Annotated in this window: 15 protein-coding genes; 10 read left to right on the forward strand and 5 right to left on the reverse strand. The window is 46.0% G+C overall.

The window, feature by feature from the left end; all coding sequences use genetic code 11:
* Positions 1-39 precede the first annotated feature (39 nt).
* Entirely contained in the window at positions 40-273 is a 234-nt protein-coding gene (locus LACSTY_RS05155; protein WP_087911921.1) for a DUF2922 domain-containing protein, read from the reverse strand.
* 20 nt (positions 274-293) lie between these two features.
* Positions 294-503 (reverse strand): DUF1659 domain-containing protein, encoded by a 210-nt coding sequence (locus tag LACSTY_RS05160; RefSeq protein ID WP_087911922.1) that lies wholly within the window; start codon positions 501-503, stop codon positions 294-296.
* A 210-nt stretch (positions 504-713) separates the two neighbouring features.
* Between LACSTY_RS05160 and LACSTY_RS05165 the strand changes: the two genes are divergently transcribed.
* From LACSTY_RS05165 to LACSTY_RS05205, 9 genes are all read left to right on the forward strand, one after another.
* Positions 714-1,604 carry a glycosyltransferase gene (locus LACSTY_RS05165; RefSeq protein WP_087911923.1) on the forward strand — a complete coding sequence of 297 codons (891 nt, stop codon included), beginning with the start codon at positions 714-716 and terminating at the stop codon, positions 1,602-1,604.
* 204 nt (positions 1,605-1,808) lie between these two features.
* Positions 1,809-2,882, forward strand: coding sequence for a phosphomevalonate kinase (locus LACSTY_RS05170; RefSeq protein WP_049173046.1), 1,074 nt, complete (start codon positions 1,809-1,811; stop codon positions 2,880-2,882).
* Positions 2,883-3,044: 162 nt separating this feature from the next.
* Complete coding sequence (gene galU, locus LACSTY_RS05175) at positions 3,045-3,959, forward strand: UTP--glucose-1-phosphate uridylyltransferase GalU (protein ID WP_049173056.1); 915 nt, start codon at positions 3,045-3,047, stop codon at positions 3,957-3,959.
* A 559-nt stretch (positions 3,960-4,518) separates the two neighbouring features.
* Positions 4,519-6,105 carry a glycosyltransferase family 4 protein gene (locus LACSTY_RS05180; protein ID WP_087911924.1) on the forward strand — a complete coding sequence of 529 codons (1,587 nt, stop codon included), beginning with the start codon at positions 4,519-4,521 and terminating at the stop codon, positions 6,103-6,105.
* A 10-nt stretch (positions 6,106-6,115) separates the two neighbouring features.
* Entirely contained in the window at positions 6,116-7,681 is a 1,566-nt protein-coding gene (gene asp1 / locus LACSTY_RS05185) for an accessory Sec system glycosyltransferase Asp1 (protein ID WP_151466800.1), read from the forward strand.
* Positions 7,682-7,684: 3 nt separating this feature from the next.
* Entirely contained in the window at positions 7,685-16,093 is an 8,409-nt protein-coding gene (locus tag LACSTY_RS05190; protein ID WP_087911926.1) for a KxYKxGKxW signal peptide domain-containing protein, read from the forward strand.
* A gap of 350 nt (positions 16,094-16,443) precedes the next feature.
* Positions 16,444-17,964 (forward strand): glycosyltransferase, encoded by a 1,521-nt coding sequence (locus LACSTY_RS05195; protein WP_087911928.1) that lies wholly within the window; start codon positions 16,444-16,446, stop codon positions 17,962-17,964.
* Positions 17,961-19,508: a glycosyltransferase gene (locus LACSTY_RS05200; protein ID WP_087911929.1), complete on the forward strand. Its 1,548-nt coding sequence runs from the start codon at positions 17,961-17,963 to the stop codon at positions 19,506-19,508. The genes LACSTY_RS05195 and LACSTY_RS05200 overlap by 4 nt, the downstream gene beginning before the upstream one ends.
* 79 nt (positions 19,509-19,587) lie before the next feature.
* Positions 19,588-20,874: a zinc metalloprotease gene (locus tag LACSTY_RS05205; RefSeq protein ID WP_087911930.1), complete on the forward strand. Its 1,287-nt coding sequence runs from the start codon at positions 19,588-19,590 to the stop codon at positions 20,872-20,874.
* Between the two features lie 121 nt (positions 20,875-20,995).
* Here LACSTY_RS05205 and LACSTY_RS05210 read toward each other — a convergent pair whose 3' ends face one another.
* The 3 genes from LACSTY_RS05210 to LACSTY_RS05220 form a co-directional block, all read right to left on the reverse strand.
* Positions 20,996-22,090: a sugar transferase gene (locus LACSTY_RS05210; protein ID WP_087911931.1), complete on the reverse strand. Its 1,095-nt coding sequence runs from the start codon at positions 22,088-22,090 to the stop codon at positions 20,996-20,998.
* A gap of 36 nt (positions 22,091-22,126) precedes the next feature.
* A complete protein-coding gene (locus LACSTY_RS05215; RefSeq protein WP_087911932.1) occupies positions 22,127-23,239 on the reverse strand; it encodes a glycosyltransferase in 1,113 nt (370 codons plus the stop codon).
* Positions 23,240-23,326: 87 nt separating this feature from the next.
* Positions 23,327-24,442, reverse strand: a complete 1,116-nt coding sequence (locus tag LACSTY_RS05220; RefSeq protein WP_087911933.1) for a glycosyltransferase — start codon at positions 24,440-24,442, stop codon at positions 23,327-23,329.
* Positions 24,443-24,843: 401 nt separating this feature from the next.
* Between LACSTY_RS05220 and LACSTY_RS05225 the strand changes: the two genes are divergently transcribed.
* Positions 24,844-25,860, forward strand: a complete 1,017-nt coding sequence (locus LACSTY_RS05225) for a glycosyltransferase (RefSeq protein ID WP_151466799.1) — start codon at positions 24,844-24,846, stop codon at positions 25,858-25,860.
* Positions 25,861-25,870: the final 10 nt, after the last annotated feature.

The raw sequence follows: 25,870 nt of genomic DNA on the forward strand, positions 1-25,870 counted from the left end.
GGGTGCCGTGTTGGGGGAGGTCAGTTTTGACCCTTTACTTTACGCGGGCTTTTTTTCGGTGGTGAAGAGGTCGGTGCTGTTGGTTTCGGTTACCTTAGCACTGACGGGTGTGGCATAGAGGTTCATGCCTTCCTTTTTGAAAGCCTGTGCCTGAGCAACAGCGTCGGCGAATTGCTGCGCCTGTTCAACCGTGATCTCGGCATCGTATTTGTTGATCCGAATGCTTGTGGCTTTACCAGCTTCGGAATTGAAACTAAAAATCAGTGTTTTCATCAATAATCCCTCCGGTTAACTTAGGCGATGACAGCAGCTTGTTGTTGCAAGACGGTGCTGGTCAGTGTTGCGTTTGGATAAAGCTTCGCAAACGCTTGACCGATTGCCAGCAATTCTTCGTCTTTGGCATTAGGGTCAACGTTGTTCATCCGCCGTACCTGCTTGAATGCTTCGTTCTCCGGGTCGGTCAGGGTATAAACAATCGTTTGGCTCGTGATATTGCGGCTCATGGTGATTCCTCCTTATAGTGAATGACTGGTTTGTTAACGACTCGGCCGATATCGATTAACAGTAGTTTGATTGGTAAGGCGTTTGTTTTGCCTTACACTGATATAAATTGCTAAGGGAGATGATTTGACAACGCGGTGAGGAAAAATTTTAACGTACAGCAGCACTGAAGGTACGCAATCTGTGACATGACAATTATCAAAGGAGATAGAATGACAAATCGAGCAGTCGTCTTTTGTGTAAAAGGTTTACATATTATGTTGACCGTTACGGCGATAACATCTTTAATCAATCATTATGAATCAGACGACCCGCTGAAAATACTGGTGATACTGGAAGGTGGATATCAAGAAGATATCGACTTCGTTCGCCAAATGCCCCAATTGTATGGCAAGGGACAAATATCGATTGATTTTTGGACGCCGCCATACGAGATGATGGGAAAAGTCTCAGATCATTTTGAAACAGGCACGAAATTGCCGAAAATGGTCCTTTGGCGGCTGTTGCTGCCTTATTATTTCCAGGCGTATGATCAGTTGGCGTATTTGGACAATGATGTGCTGGTGACGACCGATGTGAATGAGCTGTTTGATCAGCTAACACCGGAAGACATCCTTGGCGGGGTTTTGGATTACGAAGACGCCACGCATCCGAATCATAATCGGGCAAAGGAATTTTTCCTGCCGAGTATAGACCAGTACATCGATGCAGGGGTATTTGTGGCTAATGCCCGCGCCTATCGCGCTTTTGCGCCGTTTGACAAGATGATGGCTGCCATCAATCGGCGTAATTACCCGTATGGTGACCAAAATATTATCAATATTGTCTTTTATCAGCACATCCATCTGTTACCGTGGCGGTTTAATCTGCAATACGATGATCGGTTACTGAATAAGTATGAACATTTGGCACCGCAACGGGTCAATGAGATAAGAAGGCAGTTGGACCGGCCTGGAATCATTCATTTTGCCTCGAATGGCTATTTTCCCATGCCGTGGGATAAATTTACGCCAATCACGCGTTGGGAAAGAATGTGGTGGCAGACGTTTGCCGAGATTAAGGAGAAACAGTTAGCGTTTTTGGATCCTGCGAAGCGAAACTGACAGGGACGCCGATGGCTCCAATTTCTAAACGCTCCGGCTCATGCTCTTGCAGAAAGTCTAATGTCTGCTAAAATAATTAAGGTATTTCTTTAAAAAGGGTAAGGTTTTTGCTGACTAACATTTTTGTCACTTAAGGTCAGCTATACTTACAGTCGGATTCCTTCTGGGGTCCTTGATTAATGAAAATTGAAGGGTTCTGATTGTGTGATAACAGCGCAGGCGCCAGGCAAACTTTATGTTGCCGGTGAATACGCGGTGGTCGAAACCGGCTTCCCGGCAATCATTGTGGCATTGGATCAATTTGTCACTGTGACGGTCGAAGCCGCGAAGCATTTCGGCAGTATCGTGTCTGAACAGTATCAAGAAAACTCGTTATACTGGCAACGCCAAGGCGACGAGATGGTTTTTGATAACCGGGATAATCCATTTCATTACATTCTCTCGGCGATTAAATTAACAGAGCAGTATGCGCGTGAATTAAATAAACCGCTTGCTTTATACAAGCTTTATATTGACTCGCAACTGGATGCCAAAGACGGAAAGAAGTATGGTTTGGGGAGTTCCGCGGCGGTAACGGTTGCAACGATCAAAGCGCTTGCCAAGTTTTATGATTTGAAGATGTCCAAAGACCAGATTTATAAGCTTGCGGCCATTGCCCACCTCGATGTTCAGGGTAATGGCTCTTTAGGTGACATTGCTGCCTCGGTTTATGGCGGTTGGATCGCTTACCGCTCGTTTGACAAAGCATGGCTGGCAGCTGCCAGAAATCAAATGTCACTGGCAGATTTGATCAACGCTGACTGGCCGGACTTGTCGATTGAGTTGTTAACGGCGCCAGCAGATATGCAACTACTGGTTGGCTGGACCGGTTCGCCAGCATCGACATCACAATTAGTCGATAAAATCACCTTGGCTAAAGCCAAAAAGCCACAACTTTATCAACAGTTTTTGACGGCAAGTCGCGAGACACTTGAGAAACTCATTACCGGCTTTAGGGAACATTCGCTCAGTCATATTCAGGCTGGCATTCGCCGTAACCGTGAATTGTTGGACGAGTTGGCACACTTTTCCGGGGTTGCGATTCAAACGCCGGCTTTGCGGCAATTGGTGACGCTGGCTGAAGAAGCAGGTGGCGCGGCTAAATCGTCAGGCGCAGGCGGTGGTGACTGTGGGATTGTCTTGATTGATTCCCATCAGGCCATTCAGCCGTTGTTGGCGGCTTGGCGAAAGCACCATATTGAACCGCTGAAGTTCAAAGTCCATGAAATTAATGATTAACAAAAATCCCGGTCATTTTGACAATAACCGAGATTTTTTTATTTTTTTGCGATGAAGTCATGAATTCTTTCTTAGAATTAGCGGAATCGTGTACTCTTCGCAAGCGGTTTCTAGTATAGTAGAGTAGGTAGTTAAATTAGTAGAGAAGGGACTTGTATGCGTGTGAAAGTTCGTAAAGCAGTTATTCCGGCAGCCGGGCTTGGGACCCGTTTTTTGCCGGCAACAAAAGCTTTAGCTAAGGAAATGTTGCCAATTGTTGACAAACCGACCATTCAATTCATCGTTGAAGAAGCTAAAGCCAGTGGTATTGAAGATATTCTGATTGTTGAGGGTAAACAAAAACGTTCCATCGAGGATCACTTCGACTCGGCTCCAGAATTGGAACAAAATCTAAAAGAAAAACATAAAGATGCCTTGCTACAGCTTGTTCATTCAACCACCGATATCGGGGTTAACCTGTTCTTCGTGCGTCAGCCATATCCGCGTGGCCTTGGGGATGCCGTTCGGTTGGCTAAGTCGTTTGTAGGCGACGAACCATTCGTTGTGATGCTTGGTGACGATCTGATGAATGACAAGGTTCCGTTAACCAAACAACTCATCAATGAGTACGATAAGACCCATGCCTCGATTCTTGCCGTTAAGAAAGTTCCACATGATGAGGTATCGGCTTACGGCGTCATTGATCCTGAAAAAGAAGTCTCCAAAGGCCTCTTCAACGTGAAGAAGTTCGTTGAAAAGCCAGCAGTCGCTGATGCACCAAGCGACTTGGCAATTATCGGCCGTTACTTATTGACACCGGAGATTTTCGACATTCTTGAAAACCAAAAGCCGGGTAAAGGAAACGAAATCCAGCTGACCGATGCTATTGACACACTGAATCAAACGCAACGGGTCTTCGCCCATGAGTTTACCGGCGATCGATATGATGTCGGCAACAAATTCGGTTATGTCAAAACCAATATCGAATATGGCTTAACCCATCCAGAAGTTAAGGATGAGCTGCGGGCTTATATTCTTGATTTAGCCGCGAAATTGCAGTCAGGCAAATCTGTTGGCAAACCGGCAAATAAAAAGTAATTTGATGTAAATGAATGTCGATGACACATGAGGAGCAAAAGGGACAAGGCAAGGCTATTCGTCTTACGATGAAGTGTCCTTCCTCATGGTTATGTCAGCGGCAGCTTAAATTTAGTTTTCGATAGTAGCTTCATTTCAGTCAGGAACAAGTGGCTGAAATGAAGCTTTTTTTGTGGGCGATTCCAGCTGCCATTGGTGTTAAGTCATAGTGGATACAAAACCGGTTAATAAGCTGATAGGGTATATTAAATAACCTTTGAATTATGAATACGGCTTGTGTCAAATCGTTCTTGCAAGCATTTTCAGTTGTCCTTTTTAATTTAACTATAAGTTATTGAAAACGTTGAAATGAAGGAACTTATAAATGATTAAACTGAAAATTGACTTAAAAAATAAACCGAGGTAATAACTTTTAAAAATTAATTCTGTCAGATATAATATAACATAAGTTTGGTTAAGCCAAACATCGAGGAGGGAGATGGTACCGGAAGTCACTGAAATTTGTGTTCGTTAATGGCCGTCTAATCCAGTGGAAGCGTTGCAGGAGGATTTTACAAGTATGAATTTCTTCATAAACGCATCAATGCCCAAACAAAAGTCGGGAATTGAACATGCGGAACTGGCTCGCTTTAGACTCTTTAATGCCCATCACGTTGAGTCGCGTATCGTGATTCGCGACTGGGATCCACAACTCCATATTCACGCCAAAGAGGCTGGGATTGCGGATCGACAGCTGATTGGCATGTTTGACTATTTTCAAGAAGCGTTGGATGTCCCTGCCAAAAAAATTGTTACGGCAGAGCTTGATTTTGGGGTCATGAATACACACGTGCGACATGAGAAGACGCGGGATCTGGTCTTCACGGCACGCGAGCAGCTGGTTGCACGGGTTAATTTGAATGACGATAGGACAGTTCAGTCGGTTGAACTCTTTGACGGTTTCAACAATCTTTTTCGGGTCGATCACTATGACAGTCGCGGTTTTGCATCACTAAGCCAATGGTATACACCAGACAACAAAATCGGCACGGAAACTTGGCAAACGCCTGCCGGGAAGACGGTCTTGGAAACTTTTAATAAGGATGACGCGGTTGGCAAGCGCCAAAAGTCAGGCTGGCGATTGATTGATCGGGATGGAACTATCCGTCAATTTGATACGATTGAGCGTCTGACCAAACATTTTTTTGATTTACTTAACGAGACTTTTTGGTCAGAAACGACACCGAATATTTTTGTGCTTGATCGCTCACATTTAGGGGATTGGGGCTTGCTCCATCTGAAAAGGCCAGCCTATACGGTGTTTTATTTGCACAACTCACATGCCAGCGACTCACAAGATCCGATGAATGCCATTTTGAACAACTTTTATGAGTTTGGCATGCACGCCATGAACGGTTACGATGCCGTGGTTTCAGCGACTCATCGGCAAACTCGGGACGTCGAGGCACGGTTTTCGCCGCAGACAAAACTGTTTACCATTCCTGTGGGCATTATTCCTGATCGACAGCTAGCCGAACCACGAATTCCTGTAGCAAAGCGGCAGTTTGGCAAAATGGTCGTTTTTGCCCGTATCGCTTGGGAAAAGCGACTTGATGATCTGGTGCGGGCTGTTGGTATTGTGCATCGCGCGATACCTGCTGTCAGCTTAGATTTATATGGGTATGCGGATCCTTCAGAAAACTTCAAAGCGCGGCGAGCGATTGAAGCGGCGATCAAAGAGAATCACCTGGAAGAGGTTGTGAAGTTTAAAGGTTACATCACTGATGTTGCAGAAGTTGAAAATCATGCCATGATGTATGGCCTCACGTCGCGGATGGAAGGATTTAACCTGGGTATCATGGAGGCCATTTCACACGGGTTGATCGGGTTCACGTACGATGTCAATTATGGACCCAATGAAATTATTGAAGATGGGATCAACGGTCGAATTGTGGCTAATGGCGATTACAAGGCGTTGGCAGCCGCCATACTTGATGTACTGCGCGATCCGGAACTGGCACAACAATATTCGAGCGGTGCTTATGATTCGGCAGAACGGTATTCAGAAACCAATGTATGGCAGGCTTGGCAAGCGCTGCTAAAGGATGCTCAGTCAAAATGGCCTAGCAAGTTACAGGCCATGCCAGCATTAGTGCACAAACAATGAGGAAAAAGGCATGAATTATTTTATCGGCAACGATATTTTCATCATGAGTTCCGGTACCGAGTTTTCCCAAGCGCAACGGGTTCGGCTTTTCAAAGAGATGGGCCTTCGTGCGCAGTATGTGACACGCAACTACAATCCGTTGTTAGCCCATAATCGCCTTGATTTAGGGCTACAAGCAGAAGATGTGCTCAATATGTACGATTTTTTCCAAGGAACAGTGGATGTGCCGCGGCGCGAACAAAATCTACGCCTCCTGTCGCAGATTCCTCTGGATGAATATCATTTGATTGCACATGGCCCTAACGAAACAATGATTAACGAGGCTGGTCGAGAAATTGCCAAGATTCAGGTCATGCCAGGGACTGTCGGCTTGGTTCATAGCATCACGTATTTGGATCGTTTTAATAATCCAACGGTTAGAGAAAACTTTGATTGGCGCGGCTTCAAGTCGTCAATCGACTATTTTCATCCGGATGGCCAGCTTGCCGTCCAAAAATTTTTAAATCTGGCTGGTAAAACGATTCTCGAAGTAACGCATATGAATATTGAGGGCAAGGTTCAGCCGACAATGTGGAAGCTTTTGGATTATAAAGGGCGTAACTTTCGGTTTAATCTCGAAGACCAGCTGCTTTTATTTTTCCTGAATGAACTGACGGCTGCGCATCCGCATAGCCTGTTGATTTCTGATCGGCGCGATTTGGACTATGTCGTGGCAAGTGTCCAACAAGCTGGTAGCAAGTGGGCATACTTGCATGACGTGCCGTTGCGGCGGTCGGGCAAGCGTGCTGACTGGCTGCCGGCTTATCAACCGTTACTTGAAGAGCACCGTGCAGATTTTGACGGGCTCATCGTTGCCACTGTGGCGGGACAAAAAGATTTGCGCGCACGTTTGCCGGCTCTGCCAGTGATCGTTGCGCCAGATACCTATGTTCCGCGCGGCCTAAAACCAATCAACGAAGCAAAACGCGATCCGCATCTGATTTTGTTTGTAGGACGACTCTCGCCAGAAAAACGTCCTGATCAGGCGATCCGCGTTTTAGCCAAAGTTCACGAAACGCTTCCTGATGCCAAGCTTGAGTTTCGGGGCTATGCGGTTGATCAAGACTATCTCGAGAAGCTCAAGGACTTAGCAAAAAAAGAAGGCGTACGCGATCAGGTGGCCTTTGCTGATTATGTCACTGGCGATCAGTTGGCAAACGTCTATGAAAAAGGAAGCGTCATCTTGCAGACTTCCCGAAATGAGGGCTTTGGGATGAACCTGCTAGAGGCAATGAGTTACGGTGTTCCAATCGTCGCTTACGATACTCCTTATGGTGCAAGAGCGTTGGTTGCGGATGGCGTCAATGGCTATCTTGCTAAAAACGGCGCCATAACGGATATGGCAGCAAAAGTGACAAAGATTTTGTCGGATCGGAAACTATGGGAACAAATGCACACTGCCGCATTGAAAAAACGAGGAGATTTCTCGCAGGCAAATGCCGAAACGGCTTGGAAAAAGGCGATGAAAGACATCCGGGAAACTGCGAGTTCTGATCTCTCGGCATCGCTGACGTCCAAGGCGTTAGGGGGGAATTAGCACATGGCTTTCATTAATTTAAAGCGAAATAAAAATGTAAAAGAAACGAATTTTAAGATGTATAAAGATGGGAAGCATTGGGTTTTTGCTTCCATGTTCGTTCTTGCGTTGGGGCTTGGCAGTGCGCAAGTGAGCCAGACGCAGCAGGTTTTGGCTGATGACAGTGTTGCCACCAGCAGCCAGGTTGCCGCACCAAATACAATGGACGCTACCGCATCGGCAGCCAGTCAAAGTACAGGGTCAACCGCTAGTTCAGCAGCTGAATCATCCGCAGCGACGCCATCGCAACCAACGGCAACTACGCCAACCAGTGCAGCATCGGTGGCAGCTTCAAGTGAGGCGCCAAGTACCGTTGATCCGGAACTGGTTAAATCGATTTCCGCTGAGTTAGCAACCGTGTCATCTTATGCTGCTATAGCTGACAGTTATGCTAGTCGAGCAGCTGGTAATACCAATGCCAGTGCCGCGGCAACCAAGGCAACCCAAGCTTATAACAGTGCACTTGATGCCCAGAAGCTCGTCAATCACTATGCAACGTTGGCATCGATGTATGCTGAACAAAAGAACAGCGCAGCAGCATCAACCGCCACAACGAATGCGAAAAGTGCCGCATCGTTAATTGACAGTTATGCCGGACTGGCTTCAACCGCCGCGCATGATGCAGCTGTAGCAGCTATGCCGAGTATTTTAGCCGCGCAAAGCAGTGCGGCAGCGGCGACAGCATCAGTTGCCGACAGAGCTAGGGGACAAGCCAGTGCGGCCACACAAAAAGTGACATCCGCCTATACTGCGACACAGTATGCTGCGGATAACAGTGATGTGAAGGCGGCTTATTTGGCTGCTTCTTCAGCTGCAGTTAGTGCTAGTCAGGCAGCAACCGCAGCCGCGCAAGCAGCAGCATCTGCAGCCGCACAGTATCAGGCAGCAAGTTCGGCAGCCGCTAGCGGCAACTTTGATGCAGTCGTGGCAGGGGATGCTATTTTAAATCAGTTTAAAACACAGGCAGATACTGCTGATGTGCAGGCTATCACTCAGTACAATGCAGCTTCTTCAAGTGCTGAGGTGGCCAACTCTTTGGCGATTGCTGATTTTCGGGCTAAAACGACTTCATCAGCAAGCCTAGCTGCCAGTGTCGCGGATAGTGCAGTAAGCCTTGCTTCGTCAACCGCATCCGTTGCCAAAACCGTTCAGGCCGCCAGTTATGCCGGACAGTCAACGAGTCTAGCCAACCAAGCTTCCAGCGCAGCGGCTGTGGCCAGCAGCAATGCCGCCATTCAACCTGCTAGCGTTCAAGTGGCGAACTCGTTAGCCGGCGTTAACAGCAGTGTCGCTGCTGCGGCGCTTTCCTATGCAGCCGCAGCTCAAAAGGCAGCCAGTTTGGCGGCACAGTTTAACAAGGATATTTCCGGGACACAGTCAGCTGAAAAATCAGATACCCCGGAAGCAACGTTATCCTTGGTAACGTCAACGAATGCAGTAACGTTAGGCGGTACCGCAAATTTAAGTACAACAATTGGCAACTTAGGACCGAACAACAAGGTTCAAGGTACCCCAACCTATAATTGGTACGAGTCAACTGACGGTAAGAATTGGCAGAAGATTAGCAATTCAGATGCTTCACTGACGTTTAAACCAGACTTTGCTGGCACTTACTTCTTCCAAGTAGTCGCAAGCGGAACAAGAAGTGAGTGGGGGGTTTTCACGAAAACCTTCAGCGCTGCCTCTAACACCATCACGATTCTCGTTAGTGACCCTAAAGGTTCTTACACTGAGCAAGCCCAAGCGGCCAATAGCCAGGCTGCCAATTATGCATCAGCCGCGAATACCGCGGAGCAATCAGCTAGCCAAGCCATTACGGATCTGAAAAACAACGCTGACACAAGTGGTCAAGCGGCGGCTTATTTCGCCAGTCTGGCAAATTCCTATGCTGCTATAGCAAGTGCCGCGGCCACCACCGCAAATAGTCTAGCTAAAGCAACGAGTGAAGCCGCTGTGAGTGCGTCAACGGCAGAAAGCAGTGGTCAGTATGCATCTGCTGCTTCATACGCGGCATTGGCTTCTTCAGTCGCGGTTGCTCTCAGTTCGGCAGCAGCTGAAACAAGCAATGCTGCTGTTAAAACCGAAGAATCAATCAATTCTGCAATGGGTGCGGCTGCAGGTGATCCGTCAAGTGTTGAACACGATAAAACCACTGAGTACCTGACATCTAGTTATGCCACTAAGGCAAGTGCTGCTGCCTCAGCGGCTAGTCAGGCCGCCTCTCTGGCAAGTTCTGAGTATGCGGCCCTCAGTAATGCGTTTGCGACACTTGATCCTTCGTTGACTTCAAATGCCCAGACGTATCTTTCCCAAGCCAGTCAGGCGCTTTCGTTGGCGACTAGTTCGGCAAATGATGCCTCAAGCCAAGCAGCATTGGCTAAGTCAGCTGGGAGTGATTTCACCAAGGCATCTTTGGCTGCTTTAACAGCAAACACAACGATGAGCCAAGCGTATCAGCAAGCATCAGCAGCTACTAGCGCCCGCAGTGAAGGTATTGCGAAGATTTTTGCTAACCAATCTAAGGTTTATGGCGACCAGATAACCGCAGCTACCAGTGCCGCAACAGCTGCCGAGTCAACAGCTAATTCGGTCGCCGCGGTCGCGAGTTCCGCAAGCGCACTTAAGAACACATCGCTAGCCTATGCATATGCGAGTGCTGCTTCGAGTTTTGCCCAACAAGTTGATCTCAATCGCGGCTCAGAGTTAATTGCCGCGACGCAAGCGGTGAATCAGTTGAGTTTGGCATCCAGCGCTGTGGCGGCTAACGATTTGCTTGCGGCGAGTTCTTATGCAACGGCAGCAAGCTCTGCTGCGGTCCAGGCATCAACCTTTGCCTCTATGGCCACAAGCAATGCAGCTACAGCGTCGTCACTGGCCGAACGGGTCAAGAACTATTCGCTTGATACCACTTCGACGCAAGGAGCGGTTTCCAGCGATGCCTGGGTTCCACTTGGTATTGTCGTAGCACAAGGAAAAGGCGTATCGCCGCAAAATGTCTCCACAGTGACTGGTGGTAAAACGGTAACGTTGGCGGCAAGTTACTATATAGGCTTCAGACCTTTCGACACCACTTGGACCGTCACTTGGTATGTGTTTGTTCAAGGAAAATGGATATCTGTTGCGGATGCGAGCCAATATATTAAAGACTTTAATGTAACGAATGCAGTGGTTAATGGTAAAGACAGCTGGTTTAATCGTAATGCTTTAAGTACATTGACTTTTAAAACGACTGACTATGCTGGATCTCTACGTTTTCAGGCATCTTTTCAGGCAGCTAGTGGATTTAACGACACGGGGTACAGCGGCGTCGGCCAAGTCGATGTCTATGAAAATGACATTCATGCAAACAGAATAACGATTGTTAACGGTGATGATTATGTACTCGATGGCCAGAAAGGGTCGTATACGTACGCAACGGACCCGGACAACGCCACAGGGACTGTCACTTGGAGTAGTAGTGATCAGTCAGTCGCCACAATTGATAATACTGGTAATTTAACAGCTCTTAAGACCGGACAAACGACGATTACTGTTACGATTACAAACAGTGATGGGTCGACCCATTCAGATTCTAAGACAGTCACGATTGGCAATGGCCTTACCGATCAAACTGCCAACGTCGGCACGGATGTAACGTTTACCCCGCAGACGACGCTGGATTCTGGCGATATTAAATATCAATGGTATAAAGCTAATTCAGCCAACGATTCAGGGAGTGCTATTTCCGGCGCTACAAACGATAGCTTGACGCTGAATAATGTTGAGTTAACAGACGGTGCTTATTATTATTTGGTCGTCAGTTATACTTCCAATAACAAAACCCAGACAATTAAACTTGGTCCGGCAAAACTGACGGTTAACAGTATCTATGCAACAGCTGCTTCAAGTGCGGCAGCGGCAGCCTCGTCAAGTGCTCAAGAGACAACAGACTTTGCTAATGTTGCATCGTCCTATGCCGAGGTTGCTAATTCGTACGCCTCCAATAGCAGCCTACAATCCACTGCAGCAAGTTATGCCGCCAGTGCTGCTTCGGTTGCCCTCTCAGCAAGTTCTGAGGCCAATAGTTATGCTACCCTTGCCTCAAGTGCTGCGGTTCTTGCTTCAAGTGCTGAAGCAGCTGGTTCAACGACGGCAGCTTCTTCCGCGGCAGCTACAGCGCTGTTGGCCTCCAGCAATGCTGCAGTCGCAAAGAAGAAGGCGATCGATGCAGCAGAAATTGCTGAGGAATACGCCAAGCGAGCAACGGCTGAATATGCAAAAATTGCTTCCGAATCAGCTATTGATGCGGAAACGGCAGCGAAAAATGCATCAATTGCCGCAGATGCAGCAGCCAAGGCTGCAGCTAGTTGGCCAGATGATGCTGCTATCAGTTCGGCTGCTCAATCTGCAAGCACAGCAGCATCAAATGCGGCAAGTTACGCGGTCCAAGCTTCAAGTGCTGCGGTAGTTGCAACTTCAGCTAGCATAGAAGGAAATAATTCTGTTGCAAGTAGCGCAGCCGATGCAGCGTCAACTGCGGCGAGTCTAGCTTCAAGTGAGGCAGTGCTGGCTTCCGAGGAAAACAGCAAAGCACAAGCAAAGGCTGCAGCGAACACCGCTGCGAATAATCATGGCAGCGGCAACACGGGTTCAAACAATTCCGGAGACGACAACACTGGTAACGGTAATACTGGTTCGAACAATACCGGTGACAATAACACCGGTAACAGCAATTCGGGTTCGGACAATGCCGGTGACAATAACACCGGCAACAGTAACTCGGGTAACAACAATACCGGAGACAAGAATACCGGTAACAGTAATGCTGGTTCCAACAACTCGGGTAACAACAATACCGGGGATGACAACACTGGTAATGGAAATAAGGGCTCGAATAATTCTGGTGACGATAACAGTGGTAACAGCAATTCGGGCTCGAACAATACCGGAGACAACAACACTGGCAACAGTAACTCGGGCAACAACAATACCGGGGACGACAACACTGGTAATAGTAATTCGGGTTCGAACAACTCCGGAGACAATAACACTGGCAACAGTAATAAGGGATCGAACAACTCAGGCAACAATAACTCTGGCGACGGAAACACCGGTAACAGCAACTCAGGCTCGAACAATACTGGAGACAACAATACCGGCAACGACAACACTGGCAATGGAAATAAGGGCTCTAATAACTCTGGTGACAGCAACAGCGGTAACAGCAACTCGGGATCGAACAATACTGGAGACAACAATACCGGAGACAATAACACTGGCAATGGAAATAAGGGCTCTAATAACTCTGGTGACAGCAACAGCGGTAACAGCAACTCGGGATCGAACAATACTGGAGACAACAATACCGGAGACAATAACACTGGCAACAGTAATAAGGGATCAAACAACACCGGTGACAGCAACAGCGGCAACAACAACGCTGGTTCGAACAACTCGGGTAACAATAATACCGGGGACGATAACACCGGAAACAGTAACGCTGGTTCAAACAACACTGGCGACAACAACACCGGTAACAGCAATTCGGGCTCGAACAATACCGGGGACGATAACACTGGTAATGGTAATAAGGGCTCGAATAATTCCGGTGACAGCAACAGCGGCAACAACAACGCTGGTTCAAACAACACTGGCGACAACAACATCGGTAACAGCAATTCGGGCTCGAACAATACCGGGGACGACAACAGTGGTAATGGCAATAAGGGCTCGAACAACACTGGCGACAGCAACACCGGTAACAGCAACTCAGGTTCAAACAACTCGGGTGACAACAATACCGGCGACGATAACACTGGTAATGGTAATAAGGGCTCGAACAATTCTGGTGACAGCAACACTGGTAACGGCAATTCGGGCTCGAACAATACTGGTGACAACAATACCGGCAACAGTAACTCGGGTTCCAACAATACTGGTGACAACAATACCGGCAACAGTAACTCGGGTTCCAACAATACTGGTGACAACAATACCGGCAACAGTAACTCGGGTTCCAACAATACTGGTGACAACAATACCGGAAACAGCAATTCGGGCTTGAACAATTCCGGTGACAACAACACCGGCAATAGCAACTCGGGTTCGAACAACTCGGGTTCGAACAACTCAGGTAACAATAACTCTGGCGATGGCAACACTGGAAATAGCAATACCGGTTCAAACAACACTGGCGACAACAATACCGGTAACAGCAATTCGGGTAACAACAACTCCGGCGACAATAATACCGGAGACGACAACACTGGTAATGGAAATAAGGGTTCGAATAATTCTGGCGACAACAACACTGGCAACGGTAATAAAGGCTCGAACAATACCGGCGACGCCAACACTGGCGATGGTAATAAGGGCTCGAATAATTCCGGTGACAACAATACCGGGAATAACAACGCTGGTTCTAACAACTCCGGAGATAGCAACACTGGCAACGGTAATAAAGGCTCGAACAACTCAGGCAACAATAACTCTGGCGACGGAAACATCGGAAATAGCAATACAGGATCGAATAACACTGGTAATAGTAATAAGGGCTCGAACAATACTGGCGACAACAACACCGGCAACAGTAACGCTGGCTCCAACAACTCTGGCAACAGCAATACCGGTGACAACAATACTGGGAATAATAATGCTGGTTCCAACAACTCGGGCGACAACAACACTGGAAATAGCAATTTGGGATCAAACAATTCTGGCGACGGCAACACTGGCAATGCTAATAAGGGCTCGAATAATTCTGGTGACGGCAACACCGGCAACAGCAATTCGGGTTCGGACAATACCGGTGACAACAATACCGGGAACAGTAACTCGGGTAACAACAATACCGGAGACGACAACACTGGTAATGGAAATAAGGGCTCGAATAATTCTGGTGACAACAATACCGGCAACAGTAACGCTGGTTCGAATAACTTTGGCGACAACAACACCGGCAACAATAATGCTGGCTCGAATAATTCTGGCGACAATAACACTGGTAACGGTAATACGGGCTCGAATAATTCAGGCGACAACAATACCGGTATCAGTAACATCGGATCGAACAATTCGGGTGACAACAATACTGGTAACGATAATACCGGATCGAACAATTCCGGCTATAGCAACACTGGCAACAGTAATGCTGGCTCGAATAATTCTGGCGACAATAACACTGGTAACGGTAATACGGGCTCGAATAATTCAGGCGACAACAATACCGGTATCAGTAACATCGGATCGAACAATTCGGGTGACAACAATACTGGTAACGATAATACCGGATCGAACAATTCCGGCTATAGCAACACTGGCAACAGTAATGCTGGCGCGAACAATTACGGCGACAACAATACTGGCAACAGTAATTCCGGTTTAAACAACTCAGGCGACAAGAACACTGGTAACAGCAACGTGGGCTCGAATAACTCAGGTGACAACAACACCGGCAACAGCAATGCTGGTTCCAACAACTTTGGTGACCAAAACATTGGCAATAGTAATGTGGGCTCGAATAATACTGGTAATAACAATCACGGCAACAACAATACCGGTAACGGTAACATCGGTTCTAACAACAACGGTAACAGCAACCAAGGCAACAATAATCAAGGGAGTGATAATGTCGGCTCGAATAACATCGGCAACGGTAACATCGGGTCCAACAACCAAGGCAACAATAATTTAGGCAACAACCTGATCGGTGATAACTTGCGGAATCCGGTCGTGGCGATTCATGACATCAACATTAACAACGATGCTGCCATCACTGCAGACACCATTAAGAGTATGATCACGAGCATCACGGACATTTACGGTCATTCGCTTGATCCAGCTTCACTCAAGTACGTCTTAGTTTCTGCATTCACGAAAGCACAGAACCAAAAAGCGAGTGATAGCATTCCAGCCAATACGATCGAATTCATCCTGACCAAGTTGGCGGATCAATCGGGTTATAAGGTTGAGATTGCGTTTGGTACAAGATTTGTCAACGGTCATGATAGCGGAAGTGGCGCGGTCACCTACGCAACTGCTCAATTACTGTTTAACGGCAAAACCAGTCAGCACGAGTTACCAGGTACTGGTGGTGGCGAGTCTGACGAAAAGCCTAGCGATCATGTGACGAAGCCGAGTGATACGACAAAAAGGCCTGAACCAGTCAATCACAACGTTGGCAATACGTCTAATGGTGATAAGAATCGTGTTGACTCTAACGCTCATTCTAGAAATAAGACTATTAATGGTAATGCCCGTAATAGTAATGTTCGCCGTCAGTTACCACAAACTGGCGATGAGCAGGCTACAAGTCTCTCGATTTGGGGATTGCTGCTGGCAGGTTTCTCACTGCTCCTTGGCGGCCTAAAGAAACGCAAGCGTTCCGATGATTGATCATGAAAATCGCTTATCAGACAAGCGTTTCTGACACTTGAACCATAACGCGTTCGCCAGCCCAGAAACCTGCGTGTAAGGACCTCGGTCGCGCGATGGCAAAGCCCAGCCATCACGTCCTAGCCACTTACACTCCGGTTTCTAAACGGGCTGGCTCACGCTCTCCAAAAAAGCATCTTGTTTGATGAACGAGTCAAATCGTACAGTCAAACGAGATGCTTTTTTATTGAAAACAGAGCCATTACGAATTAAAAAAGCGTATATCTGTGCTAAAATTATGGATGTAATGAATTGTTCAGATTCGATTTTTATGCATAACTTTCATTGGCTTTTACGATAAGGAGCTGCTTATGTTTTACTTCTTAACATCGGCAATTGATTATAATAACTCAGGCATCGAGAATGCTCAGATGAAGCGCTTGATTCTGTTTCAAAAGCACAATGTTCCGGCTAAAATCGCAACGTTCACTTATGCCCGGTATCAGTACTTGTATTTAACGCGCGAATCATTAATGCCTGATGATGTTGTCAATCTGTATGATTTTTTTCAAAGTCGCTTATTTTATCATGGTCCTCGAGAAAATATCGCGAATTTTAAAGTTGTGAATGCTGACGCAGAAGACAATGGAATGAACGTCATATATCGTCGCAAAGGCCAAAAAGTGATGCAGGTCTGGACGTTCACGGATTATACTTTTTATGAAAAGGGCCAGATCGAACGGGTTGAGTATTATGGCACAAATGGCAAACTGCAACGTAAGGATTTGTATGATGTCCGGGGCTTTTTGTCGAGTTCTATTTATTACGCTGCTTCAGGAGGACATAACCGCCAAGTGTTTTATGATGCCGTGGGCGTGCCGGTCATTGTCAAGCAATTCCAGAACGTAAAAGGGGATCAGGCTGAACGAATCTGGTTGCGTTATCATGCACGATCCTATTATTTTGATTCAGATGACGAGTTGACAGGGTTCTTTTATGATCAGTTAGTCAAGCAAGATGCGGAAGGGATGATTGCTGACCGTTCTTATGCGGTGGATCCGGGTATCTATCATATGCAGCAACATGTCTATACGATTTCATTTTGGCATAACGTGCATACCGCGGCTGATGCCCCATTAACCGGTGCGCTGAGTGAGACGCTTGGCGCAGAAATAAAGGAGGCGTCGCGGTTCCAGGGACTGTTTACTTCGACGCACAAGCAGTCTTCGATGATTGCGAAGCGAGTTAAAAGCTTTCCGATTAAAACGGTTCCGGCTGGATTTATTACTGATCAAACGCTGGCAGAAAAACACGTTCCCTTCGACAAGCGGCAATCACATCATATTATCAGTGTCTCCAGGATTCATGAACAAAAGCGACTCGAGGACACAATCAGCGCCTTTGTTCAGATAAGACAGGCCGTTCCAGATGCAACGTTAAGCATTCATGGCTACATTAATGATCAAAAATTAATGGATCAGTTACAAAGACAAGTCGATGGAGCACACTTGCACGATGCGGTCACGTTTGTTGCCTATACACCGGATTTAACCGGTGTTTACAACAACGCACAATTGATGCTGATTTCCAGCCGCTATGAAGGCTTCGGTTTAGCACTGCTAGAGGCGCAGTCGCACGGTGTTCCTGCCATCAGTTACGACGTTAATTATGGCCCCAGTGACATCATTATGGATGGGAAAAGTGGTTATATCGTTAAGAATGGCGATGTTTATGCACTTGCAGAAAAGGCGATTGCATTGTTCAAGGATGATCAGCTGCTTCGCCAATTGAGTGACGGAGCATATGCGAGTGCGGCGCGGTTCAGCGAGAACAAAGTGTGGCAGGCATGGCAGAATCAATTTATTCAACCAGCAAGGGAGCAGAATAAATGATTTATTTAATGACAGATGTGATCCGTTATGAATTCTCAGGCATTGATTATGCCATTCGCCAACGTTATCGCCTTTTTAAAGAAATGGGTGTGCCGGTTAAAATCATATCCACCATTTATAATCGGTTTAGCGATTTGAATCGCTTCAGAGCCGGCATTGCGGCGGAAGATTGCATCAATATGAACGACTTTTTTCAGCAAGTCATTCTTTATCATGGTCCGCGGCGGACGCTGACTGATCTTGATTTTGGTAATTTAGTCACACCGGTTCGCCAAGAGCGACAGGTGCATTACTACAAAGGGCGTTATCGGGTCGTGACGGTGACATTAGCTAAGCCGGACTCAGGGTATCCGTTTGCACCTGATCAGATCGACAAAATCGATTTTTACGGGCACCGCGATCAATTACTGCAAACAGATTATTACGATGTGCGTGGTTTTTTATCGATGCGGCATATCTTTGATGAAGATGGCTATCTGACGACAGAACAAATGATGCGTCCAGATGGCAAGGTAGGTTATGAAAACACCTACCAAAAAGACGATAACGGGCATAACGTGTTGCAGCAAACCACCCTCCAAACAGATGATGGCCTCAGTATCTTCACGACGCGGCAGGAGCTGATAACCGATTTCTTATCGCGGTTGCAGGCGATCGGCCAGCCTGCCTATTTCTTTGCTGATTGGCCGGAAATGGGGGATGCGCCGTTGTTTGCCCTGGCCACGCATCCAAAAGTCATTGCAGTTCGGCACTCTGCCCACACCCAAGACCCTAATGATCCGATGAAAAGTCCATACGTGGATCGGGTCCAGCAGGAAATCGATCATCCGGAAAGCGTCATCGGCTTTGTGACCGCCACCAAAAGCCAAGGAACTGATTTACATCAACGTTCCAGCGTTAAAACCTGGGCCATTCCGCCGGCGTATAACGCGTCCACGCTTTTAGAAAACTCGCCTGTACCGTTAAGCCAGCGGAAAAGGCACACGATCATCAGCGTTGCCCGCATTCACCCGGAAAAGCAGCTCGATCAACTCATTGATGCCCTTCAATCAATCCAGCAACAGGTACCGGACGTTCAACTGGAAATTTACGGCTACGTCAACGACCAATCGTATTATCAGAATTTGCAAAAGCAGCTTGTTGAAGCACACCTACAAGATCATGTACGGTTTATGGGCTATGTGCCTGACTTAAGCAAACCGTTTGATCAAGGAACGGTTTTGGCCTTAACCGGTTATTATGAAGGTTTTAACCTCGCCTTGATGCAGAGCTTGGCTCACGGCATGCCAGCTGTGGCCTATGATGTGCATTACGGCATCAACGAGCAAATCAAAGATGGCCAAAACGGCTTCTTAGTGCCACTCAACGATCAGACAACGCTGGCAAAACGTCTGGCCCAGATTTTGACCGATACTGACTTATGGCAGGCGCAGAGTACGGCGGCTAAGAAACTGGCGCAGACGTATTCGAAAGCTCATGTTGTGGCAAAGTGGCAGGCATTTTTGGATGATCTTCAGGTGCCGGTTGATGTAAATTCACATTAATTAATTTCGATAGTTTAAAAACTTCAACCACACTTTTTTTAAAGTGATACAATTAAAAGTGAAAGATGGAGGCGGTTTTATGAACAAGAAATGGTGGGTTTTACTCTCGACCATAGTGGCTGTTTTGGGGATTGGCGTATTCAGCTCCGCCAATCAAGTTGATGCAAAAATTAAGTTCACTGATAATACAACGTTTTACAAAAGTGAACCGGATAATGCGAAACCGAGCGTTTTATCTGCAATAACGACCATCAACCAAAATGGCACCTTAATTTATGATGCAGATGCAGTTCAGCAAAAGAATGTTATCACGACTGCTGCTGATCACTGGAACAAGGCTGTGGGTATTAATTTAATCATGAGTTATCAGCAAGCAAATGTACCAAAGGCGGATGCTGATGTTGTCATTAAGCCGGCTGATTTACCAGACGGTGTTGGTGGTGTAACTGGCTATAATGGCGTTGTTTACGAGGGCTGGCAGAACATTATCGAAATTGGCAATAGTACCCTAAATGCAGCCACTTCGCATAATGGTTTTGTCCAAGCAGTTTCGACAACGAGTCATGAGATGGGTCATGCATTGGGTCTCAATCATGACCCTGGCGCACTGATGGGTACTAGCGGAGCAGATGATCTTGCAAAGGGCATCTTGCCTAATATCCCAGCGTATAACGTTAATGCTGTTGGCGACATGCTTAAGGATCTCAACCAGTTGTATCCAAACGCAAAACCAATTAACATCCCAAATATGAGTGACTTTAGGGACGACGGTACGACTGAAAAGATTTTACCGACAGATCCAATTGCTAGCGAGACGTTTGGCAGTGATCACTTGGTAAGCCGAAACTTTAATGGCGGCAAGATTGAAATCAAGATCAACCAAAACGTTTATCAGGTTGGCCGCGGTGAGGTTGGTACGACTAATTCCCTTAACTTAACGAATACGCAGCAACAGATCGTGACAGGGTATGTCAGTGCCGGCGGTAACCGGTACTATCAGATTAAAGTCGGGGATCAATACTATATCATCTGGGGTGATCAGGATATTATTACAGGTGATGCTTATCAAGATACGAGCAAAGCAACCAACATTTCAGATACAGATTTGATTAGTAATCTTTCCGCAGACACGCCAAAATTGGTCACGCGTGATTTTACACCTACTAAAATTGAAATTACGGGCAATGAAAACGTTTATCAGGTTGGAATCGGATACGTTGGCACGACAGCTTCCCTTAACTTGACTGGTAAGCAAATGCAGGTTCTGACAACTTACACGGATGTTAACGGTAATCATGCCTATCAGATTTATGCAGGTGGGAGATATCTTGTTCTTTGGGATTATCTGACCAAGGTTGTCGACTGACTGATTAGGGTCACGATCAATCAACAAATACTTTAAGTAAAAATAGTAGGCCTCGCATTTGCTGATGCGGACCTACTATTTTTTTGACCATGGGATTCAAAAAGTCGAAGATCGCCTTCGATTACCATTTATTGTAAGGTTCGTTAACCGCTAACACCGCTTCAAGTGCCGCATGCTTTGCAAACGCACCGTCACGAATCAGGTTACTAACATGCACAAGGTTTTTTTGCATCTCTCTATAGTCATCTTCCGTGAGATTCTCAATAATCGGCCAAATATCGGCAAGATTTTCAACAGCAAACCCTAAGTGATTTTCCGTGACCCATTTTGCAGGAGCGGCATTTTTCCAGATGAAGACCGGCATGCGTTTAACCAGGTATAGACTAAGCTTATGTTCATAGCTAATTCGACTATAATTTGCAGACTCGCCGGTTACCTGATCGAAGCTATCTGAGTCCCAAACAAGTCCAAATCCGCCGTCAAAATGATTTGGTAATTCTGTGGGCGGGTAGGATCCCTTATAAACGACCGAACCTTGTTCCAGTATGTTTCCCTCTGGCTTCTTCCCAAAAATATCAAGATGCCACGAATTTGGCACCTTGTCTAGATAGTTGGACTTGTTAATATTACCGGCAAAAACCAACTTCTTCTCAAAATGAGGTTCGCTAATGTCGGTATTAGGAGCTAAATGGTAGCTAAAAGGACCTTGTGTGACAATTGGTCCCTTGAAATTAAGCTCTTTTTGAATGGCCTGTTTGTAAGGTTCGCTGTGCACAATAAGTCCATCAAACATAGAAAAAAGTGCTGGATAAGTACGATATGAGAATTGATCGAGCCATGGATCGGAATCAGTATCTTCTTTCGCAGCAGCTATATTCCATAGTGGATAATAGTCGTGAACTAAACCGATGACTTTACCGTGATAGGCTTCATGAATTTTAATAATCAGCAACTTTAAGTTGAGGGGGCGTATAAAGGCCGGAACTTGCAAAATAAGGGTGTCGTTTAAATGAAACCCGCTTAGGATACCATCCAGGCGGCCATTCAGGCTCTCATCCGGTTCATCACGCCAATAGTAAATAAACAAGTCAAAGGGTTGTGCCCCAATAGCCATCAAGTCTGCTGTATAATCCTCGCGTGCTTTGTACATGGCTGTTCGATTGTTTTCATCACCAGCTTTGACAGCCATGTAGTTTCCACGACTAACCCATAACATAAGCGACCTCCTCATATACCTTAAAAGCGCTCCATTTTAAACACTTCGTACATAAATCTTTGTCATGACATCCAAAATAGCTTTTTTCAGGAAAAATCCGTTGCGAATCAGCGGGCTAATGCGCATGACATTATTGAGCATTTGGTTGTATTGCTCTTCACTAACGTCGCGCACCGCATTTGGTAGTTCTGCGAGCGAGTCAAGCACAAGGCCAACTTGATTCTTACGGACAAAATCAGCAGTTGCAGCTTGCGACCAGACAATCACCGGTTCATTAGCCGACAAATACATCGGGAACTTGGCAGGGGTGTTATATCGTTCATACTGACCAAGAGGGCCAACAACATCGGGATAGCTTTCTGAGTCCCAAACCAATCCGTAAGAGCCTTCAAGCATTTGGGGAATCGCCTCCGGATCAACCCGTGCGTGCAGATGAATATTCTTGTGCTTGATAAGTTCCTTGTCTTTTTCGCGCGCGCCATAAATATTTAATTTGAATTTGTCAGGAAGCTTGTGCAGAAAGGCGGCTTTGAAAAGTGCACCCGCATAATCGACACCTTGATCAAAGCGCCGGCGTCCTTGAAAATAGTTAGTCATGTTTAGGCTTGGACCGTACCAGGAAACGTTATCAGTTAGCTTTTTATCGGCTAGTTGTAATTGCTCGCGATAATGTTGCACCATTGCTTCTGAATGGAAAATAAAGCCGTCGCCTTGACTTAAAAGATTAACTTCTGCGGAAACATCAAGCGATGCCATGTACTTTTCAATGTTGCCTTTTTCTGGATCGGGTAAGACCGGATTGAAGCGCCAGCTAGCCATATCATCTACCAAGAAAATTAAGTTGGCACCAAACAGATGGACCCGATCAATGAATGCTTGAATCCAACGATGACTGAAGTTTGGCGAAAGGGGCCAGTGAACCAACAAACAATCGTGTCGTTGTAATCCGCCTAGCAGGCCATCCATTCGCGCATTAAGAACATCTGGCGGTTCGGTATTCCAGTTATAAACAAACCCATCAATCCGCGAAAACCCAATCTCCTCTGCAGCGATTTCGCGATCTAAGTGGCATTTTCCCGCTGCACCAAAATCCCAAAATGGATAGCCGGGATAAATACTATCATTGAAATGAAATATATAGTTTGCCATCAATGAACCTCTTTTTACCAAGTCATTTTCACGTGAATGGAGCACTTATGATTCACAAAAATCAATGTGCCCACGCCACTCATACGTTTAGTCGTTTGCGCGGTCAAACATCATCGCAATAACGTTTAGCATAGCCTTTTTTAAATAAAAGCCTTCTCTAATAAGCGGGCTGATTCTTTCAACGTTGTTAATCGTATGGTTATAGTCTGAATCGGCGATAGCAGCTATTCTTTTGGACAATTGTTCCAGGGAATCAATCACCAAACCCAGACCGTTTTTACGAACAAAATCGGCTATTACAGCTTGAGACCAAACAATAACCGGTTCATTCGCTGCTAAATGCATGGCCAATGTCACGGAGGTATGGTATTTTTCGTATTCACCTAGAGGGCCCGCCACGTTTGGATATTGTGTCGAGTCCCAAACCAAACCGTATGCGCCTTTAAGTAGTTGGGGGATTGCTTCAGGATCGCTCCAAGGATAAAGCGTCACATTTTTGTGCTGTGACAGCGGTTGGTTTTGTGATTGGCTACCGTATACATTAAGATGCAGGTCTTCTGGAAGCTGTGATAAAAAAGGAGCCGTTGGCAGAGAGCCGACAAAATCGATTCCCTGTTTAAAGTCTCTGTGTCCCTGAAAATATCGGGTTCTATAGCCATCGGGACCGAGCCAGGTAACATGCGGTGACAGTTTCTGGCCGGTTAAAGCCAATTCTTTTTTCAACTGCTGTGCCATTTGTTCAGAAGAGGTTATCACGGCATCGGCCTGATGAAGAAATATCATTTCAGGTTTTAATTCGGGGCTTCTGAGTGTTTTTTGAATTTCTCCTTGATTATGTTTTTCAGGAAGTATTAAGCCGTGACGTAAGCTCGTGAGGTCATTGATCAAGAAGATTAGTTTTGCTCCGAACTCATGTACTTTTTCAAATAACTTTTGAAGCCAACGTTCACCCATCTCCGGTAAGGGCCATTGAACGACCAAGCAATCGTTTACTTTCAAACCACCCAGGATTCCATCCATGCGGGCATTTAACGAGTCTTTTGGTTCTTCAGGCCAGCGATAAAAAAAGGCATCAATCCGTCTGAAGCCAAGTTCTCGTAGAAAAGACTCATGATCCAAAGAATGCTTACCTGTGAAGCCTTCTCCCCAGAACGGATAAGAAGGTTCATTTGACCCGTTAAAGTGTAAAAAATAATTAGCCATGATGCCAACCCATGCTCTTTCCATTTTGTTTTTAAACTTTGCGAATGGCGGGTAACGGTGTTCATGCGGTCTTTCTGGTTCTGATACCTATCCATTACAAAAATACTTATTAATTTAGTATCGGCGTGTGAGCGACAAAAAGCAACAAAATTCAATGATTTTTGGGTAGACACACCTTAAATATCCGCTTGCAAGCAATTCACCAAAAGTTAGTGGTAAATACTGATATGAAGGCATCCAGTATTTGAGCGAAAGTGATTAGCGAGAAACTTAAATCAATATATTTATAACTTGACAATTCCTGAATCTGCTCAAGGTTAAAAATATTTTTGTAACGTTATGCTATAATGGCGTTACTTAGAAAACATAGTGCTGCTTGACAGCATGGGGGATTTAAACTAATGGAATATATAATTTCACCATTACAGCCGGATACGGATCAGGCAACCATTAAGGCAAAGATGGATACGGCTTATTTTTATGGAAAAATCGGCTTCCATAACCTTTTCCTGTCACGATACGTATTTTGGAATGATAAGCACTGGCGATCAGAAATTTTAGGGATGATCGCAACAGTGACCAAAGGCGACGTCGTTATTTTTCAGATTCCGACGTATGCCGAACCGGAAGTAGAAGAAGCAGTTGTTGAACTTGTACATAAGCAGGGCGCGCTGATCGTTGCATTTGTACATGATGTCGAGTATTTGCGCTTTCCGGATTCTTACAACAAACAAGAAGTTTTAAAATTCTTGAAGTCGTTTGACGGCTTGATTGTTGGAACGAAACTTGTCAAGGATCAGTTAGCTTCCGACGGTGTTAGCATTCCGATGATTCCCAGCGGGCCGTGGGGCTATCACCAAGCGATCGCTTATCGGCGCCCAAAGTTTTCGCAAACACTTCACTATGCAGGCAACTTAGTAGAGCGAAAAGCCGGTTTTTTGAAAAATGTACCGGCTGATTTAAACATTAAGGTATATGGCTCTGCCGATGGTGACACAAAGTTGCCATACTCTTTAGCAGAGTCAGTTGAATATTTAGGAAGTTATCGGCAAGAAGAGTTGGCTTTGGCATTAAATGATGGCTATGGTTTGATCTGGGATGCAGACACCGAAAATCATTTTGACCCGTATGCAAGAATCAATATGACCCATAAATTTAGTTTATATTTGTCGGTCGGATTGCCTGTTATTGCGTTTAACCAAACAGCAATTGGACGATATGTTAGTGAAAACGGACTTGGTATCGCGATCGACTCACTGGATAACTTGCCGAACATCATGGCGGGTATTACTGAGGATGACTATAACCAACTTGTTGACAAAGTCGCAAACATCAGCAACTTAATACGAACAGGCAGACATAATCAAATGGCTGCGCTCCAAGCCGTATTGGCGGTGAAAGGCACGCTGCCTTTTTAAATTCAGGCGT

The sequence above is a fragment of the Lacticaseibacillus styriensis genome (assembly GCF_030770295.1).
Classification (GTDB): domain Bacteria; phylum Bacillota; class Bacilli; order Lactobacillales; family Lactobacillaceae; genus Lacticaseibacillus; species Lacticaseibacillus casei.

Coding starts and splice junctions, on each gene's coding strand:
- LACSTY_RS05160 (WP_087911922.1), bottom strand. CDS start 503: ATGAGCCGCAATATCACGAGCCAAACGATTGTTTATACCCTGACCGAC.
- LACSTY_RS05215 (WP_087911932.1), bottom strand. CDS start 23,239: ATGGCAAACTATATATTTCATTTCAATGATAGTATTTATCCCGGCTAT.
- LACSTY_RS05200 (WP_087911929.1), top strand. CDS start 17,961: ATGATTTATTTAATGACAGATGTGATCCGTTATGAATTCTCAGGCATT.
- LACSTY_RS05180 (WP_087911924.1), top strand. CDS start 4,519: ATGAATTTCTTCATAAACGCATCAATGCCCAAACAAAAGTCGGGAATT.
- LACSTY_RS05220 (WP_087911933.1), bottom strand. CDS start 24,442: ATGGCTAATTATTTTTTACACTTTAACGGGTCAAATGAACCTTCTTAT.
- LACSTY_RS05165 (WP_087911923.1), top strand. CDS start 714: ATGACAAATCGAGCAGTCGTCTTTTGTGTAAAAGGTTTACATATTATG.
- LACSTY_RS05190 (WP_087911926.1), top strand. CDS start 7,685: ATGGCTTTCATTAATTTAAAGCGAAATAAAAATGTAAAAGAAACGAAT.
- LACSTY_RS05210 (WP_087911931.1), bottom strand. CDS start 22,090: ATGTTATGGGTTAGTCGTGGAAACTACATGGCTGTCAAAGCTGGTGAT.
- LACSTY_RS05225 (WP_151466799.1), top strand. CDS start 24,844: ATGGAATATATAATTTCACCATTACAGCCGGATACGGATCAGGCAACC.
- LACSTY_RS05155 (WP_087911921.1), bottom strand. CDS start 273: ATGAAAACACTGATTTTTAGTTTCAATTCCGAAGCTGGTAAAGCCACA.
- LACSTY_RS05205 (WP_087911930.1), top strand. CDS start 19,588: ATGAACAAGAAATGGTGGGTTTTACTCTCGACCATAGTGGCTGTTTTG.
- LACSTY_RS05195 (WP_087911928.1), top strand. CDS start 16,444: ATGTTTTACTTCTTAACATCGGCAATTGATTATAATAACTCAGGCATC.
- asp1 (WP_151466800.1), top strand. CDS start 6,116: ATGAATTATTTTATCGGCAACGATATTTTCATCATGAGTTCCGGTACC.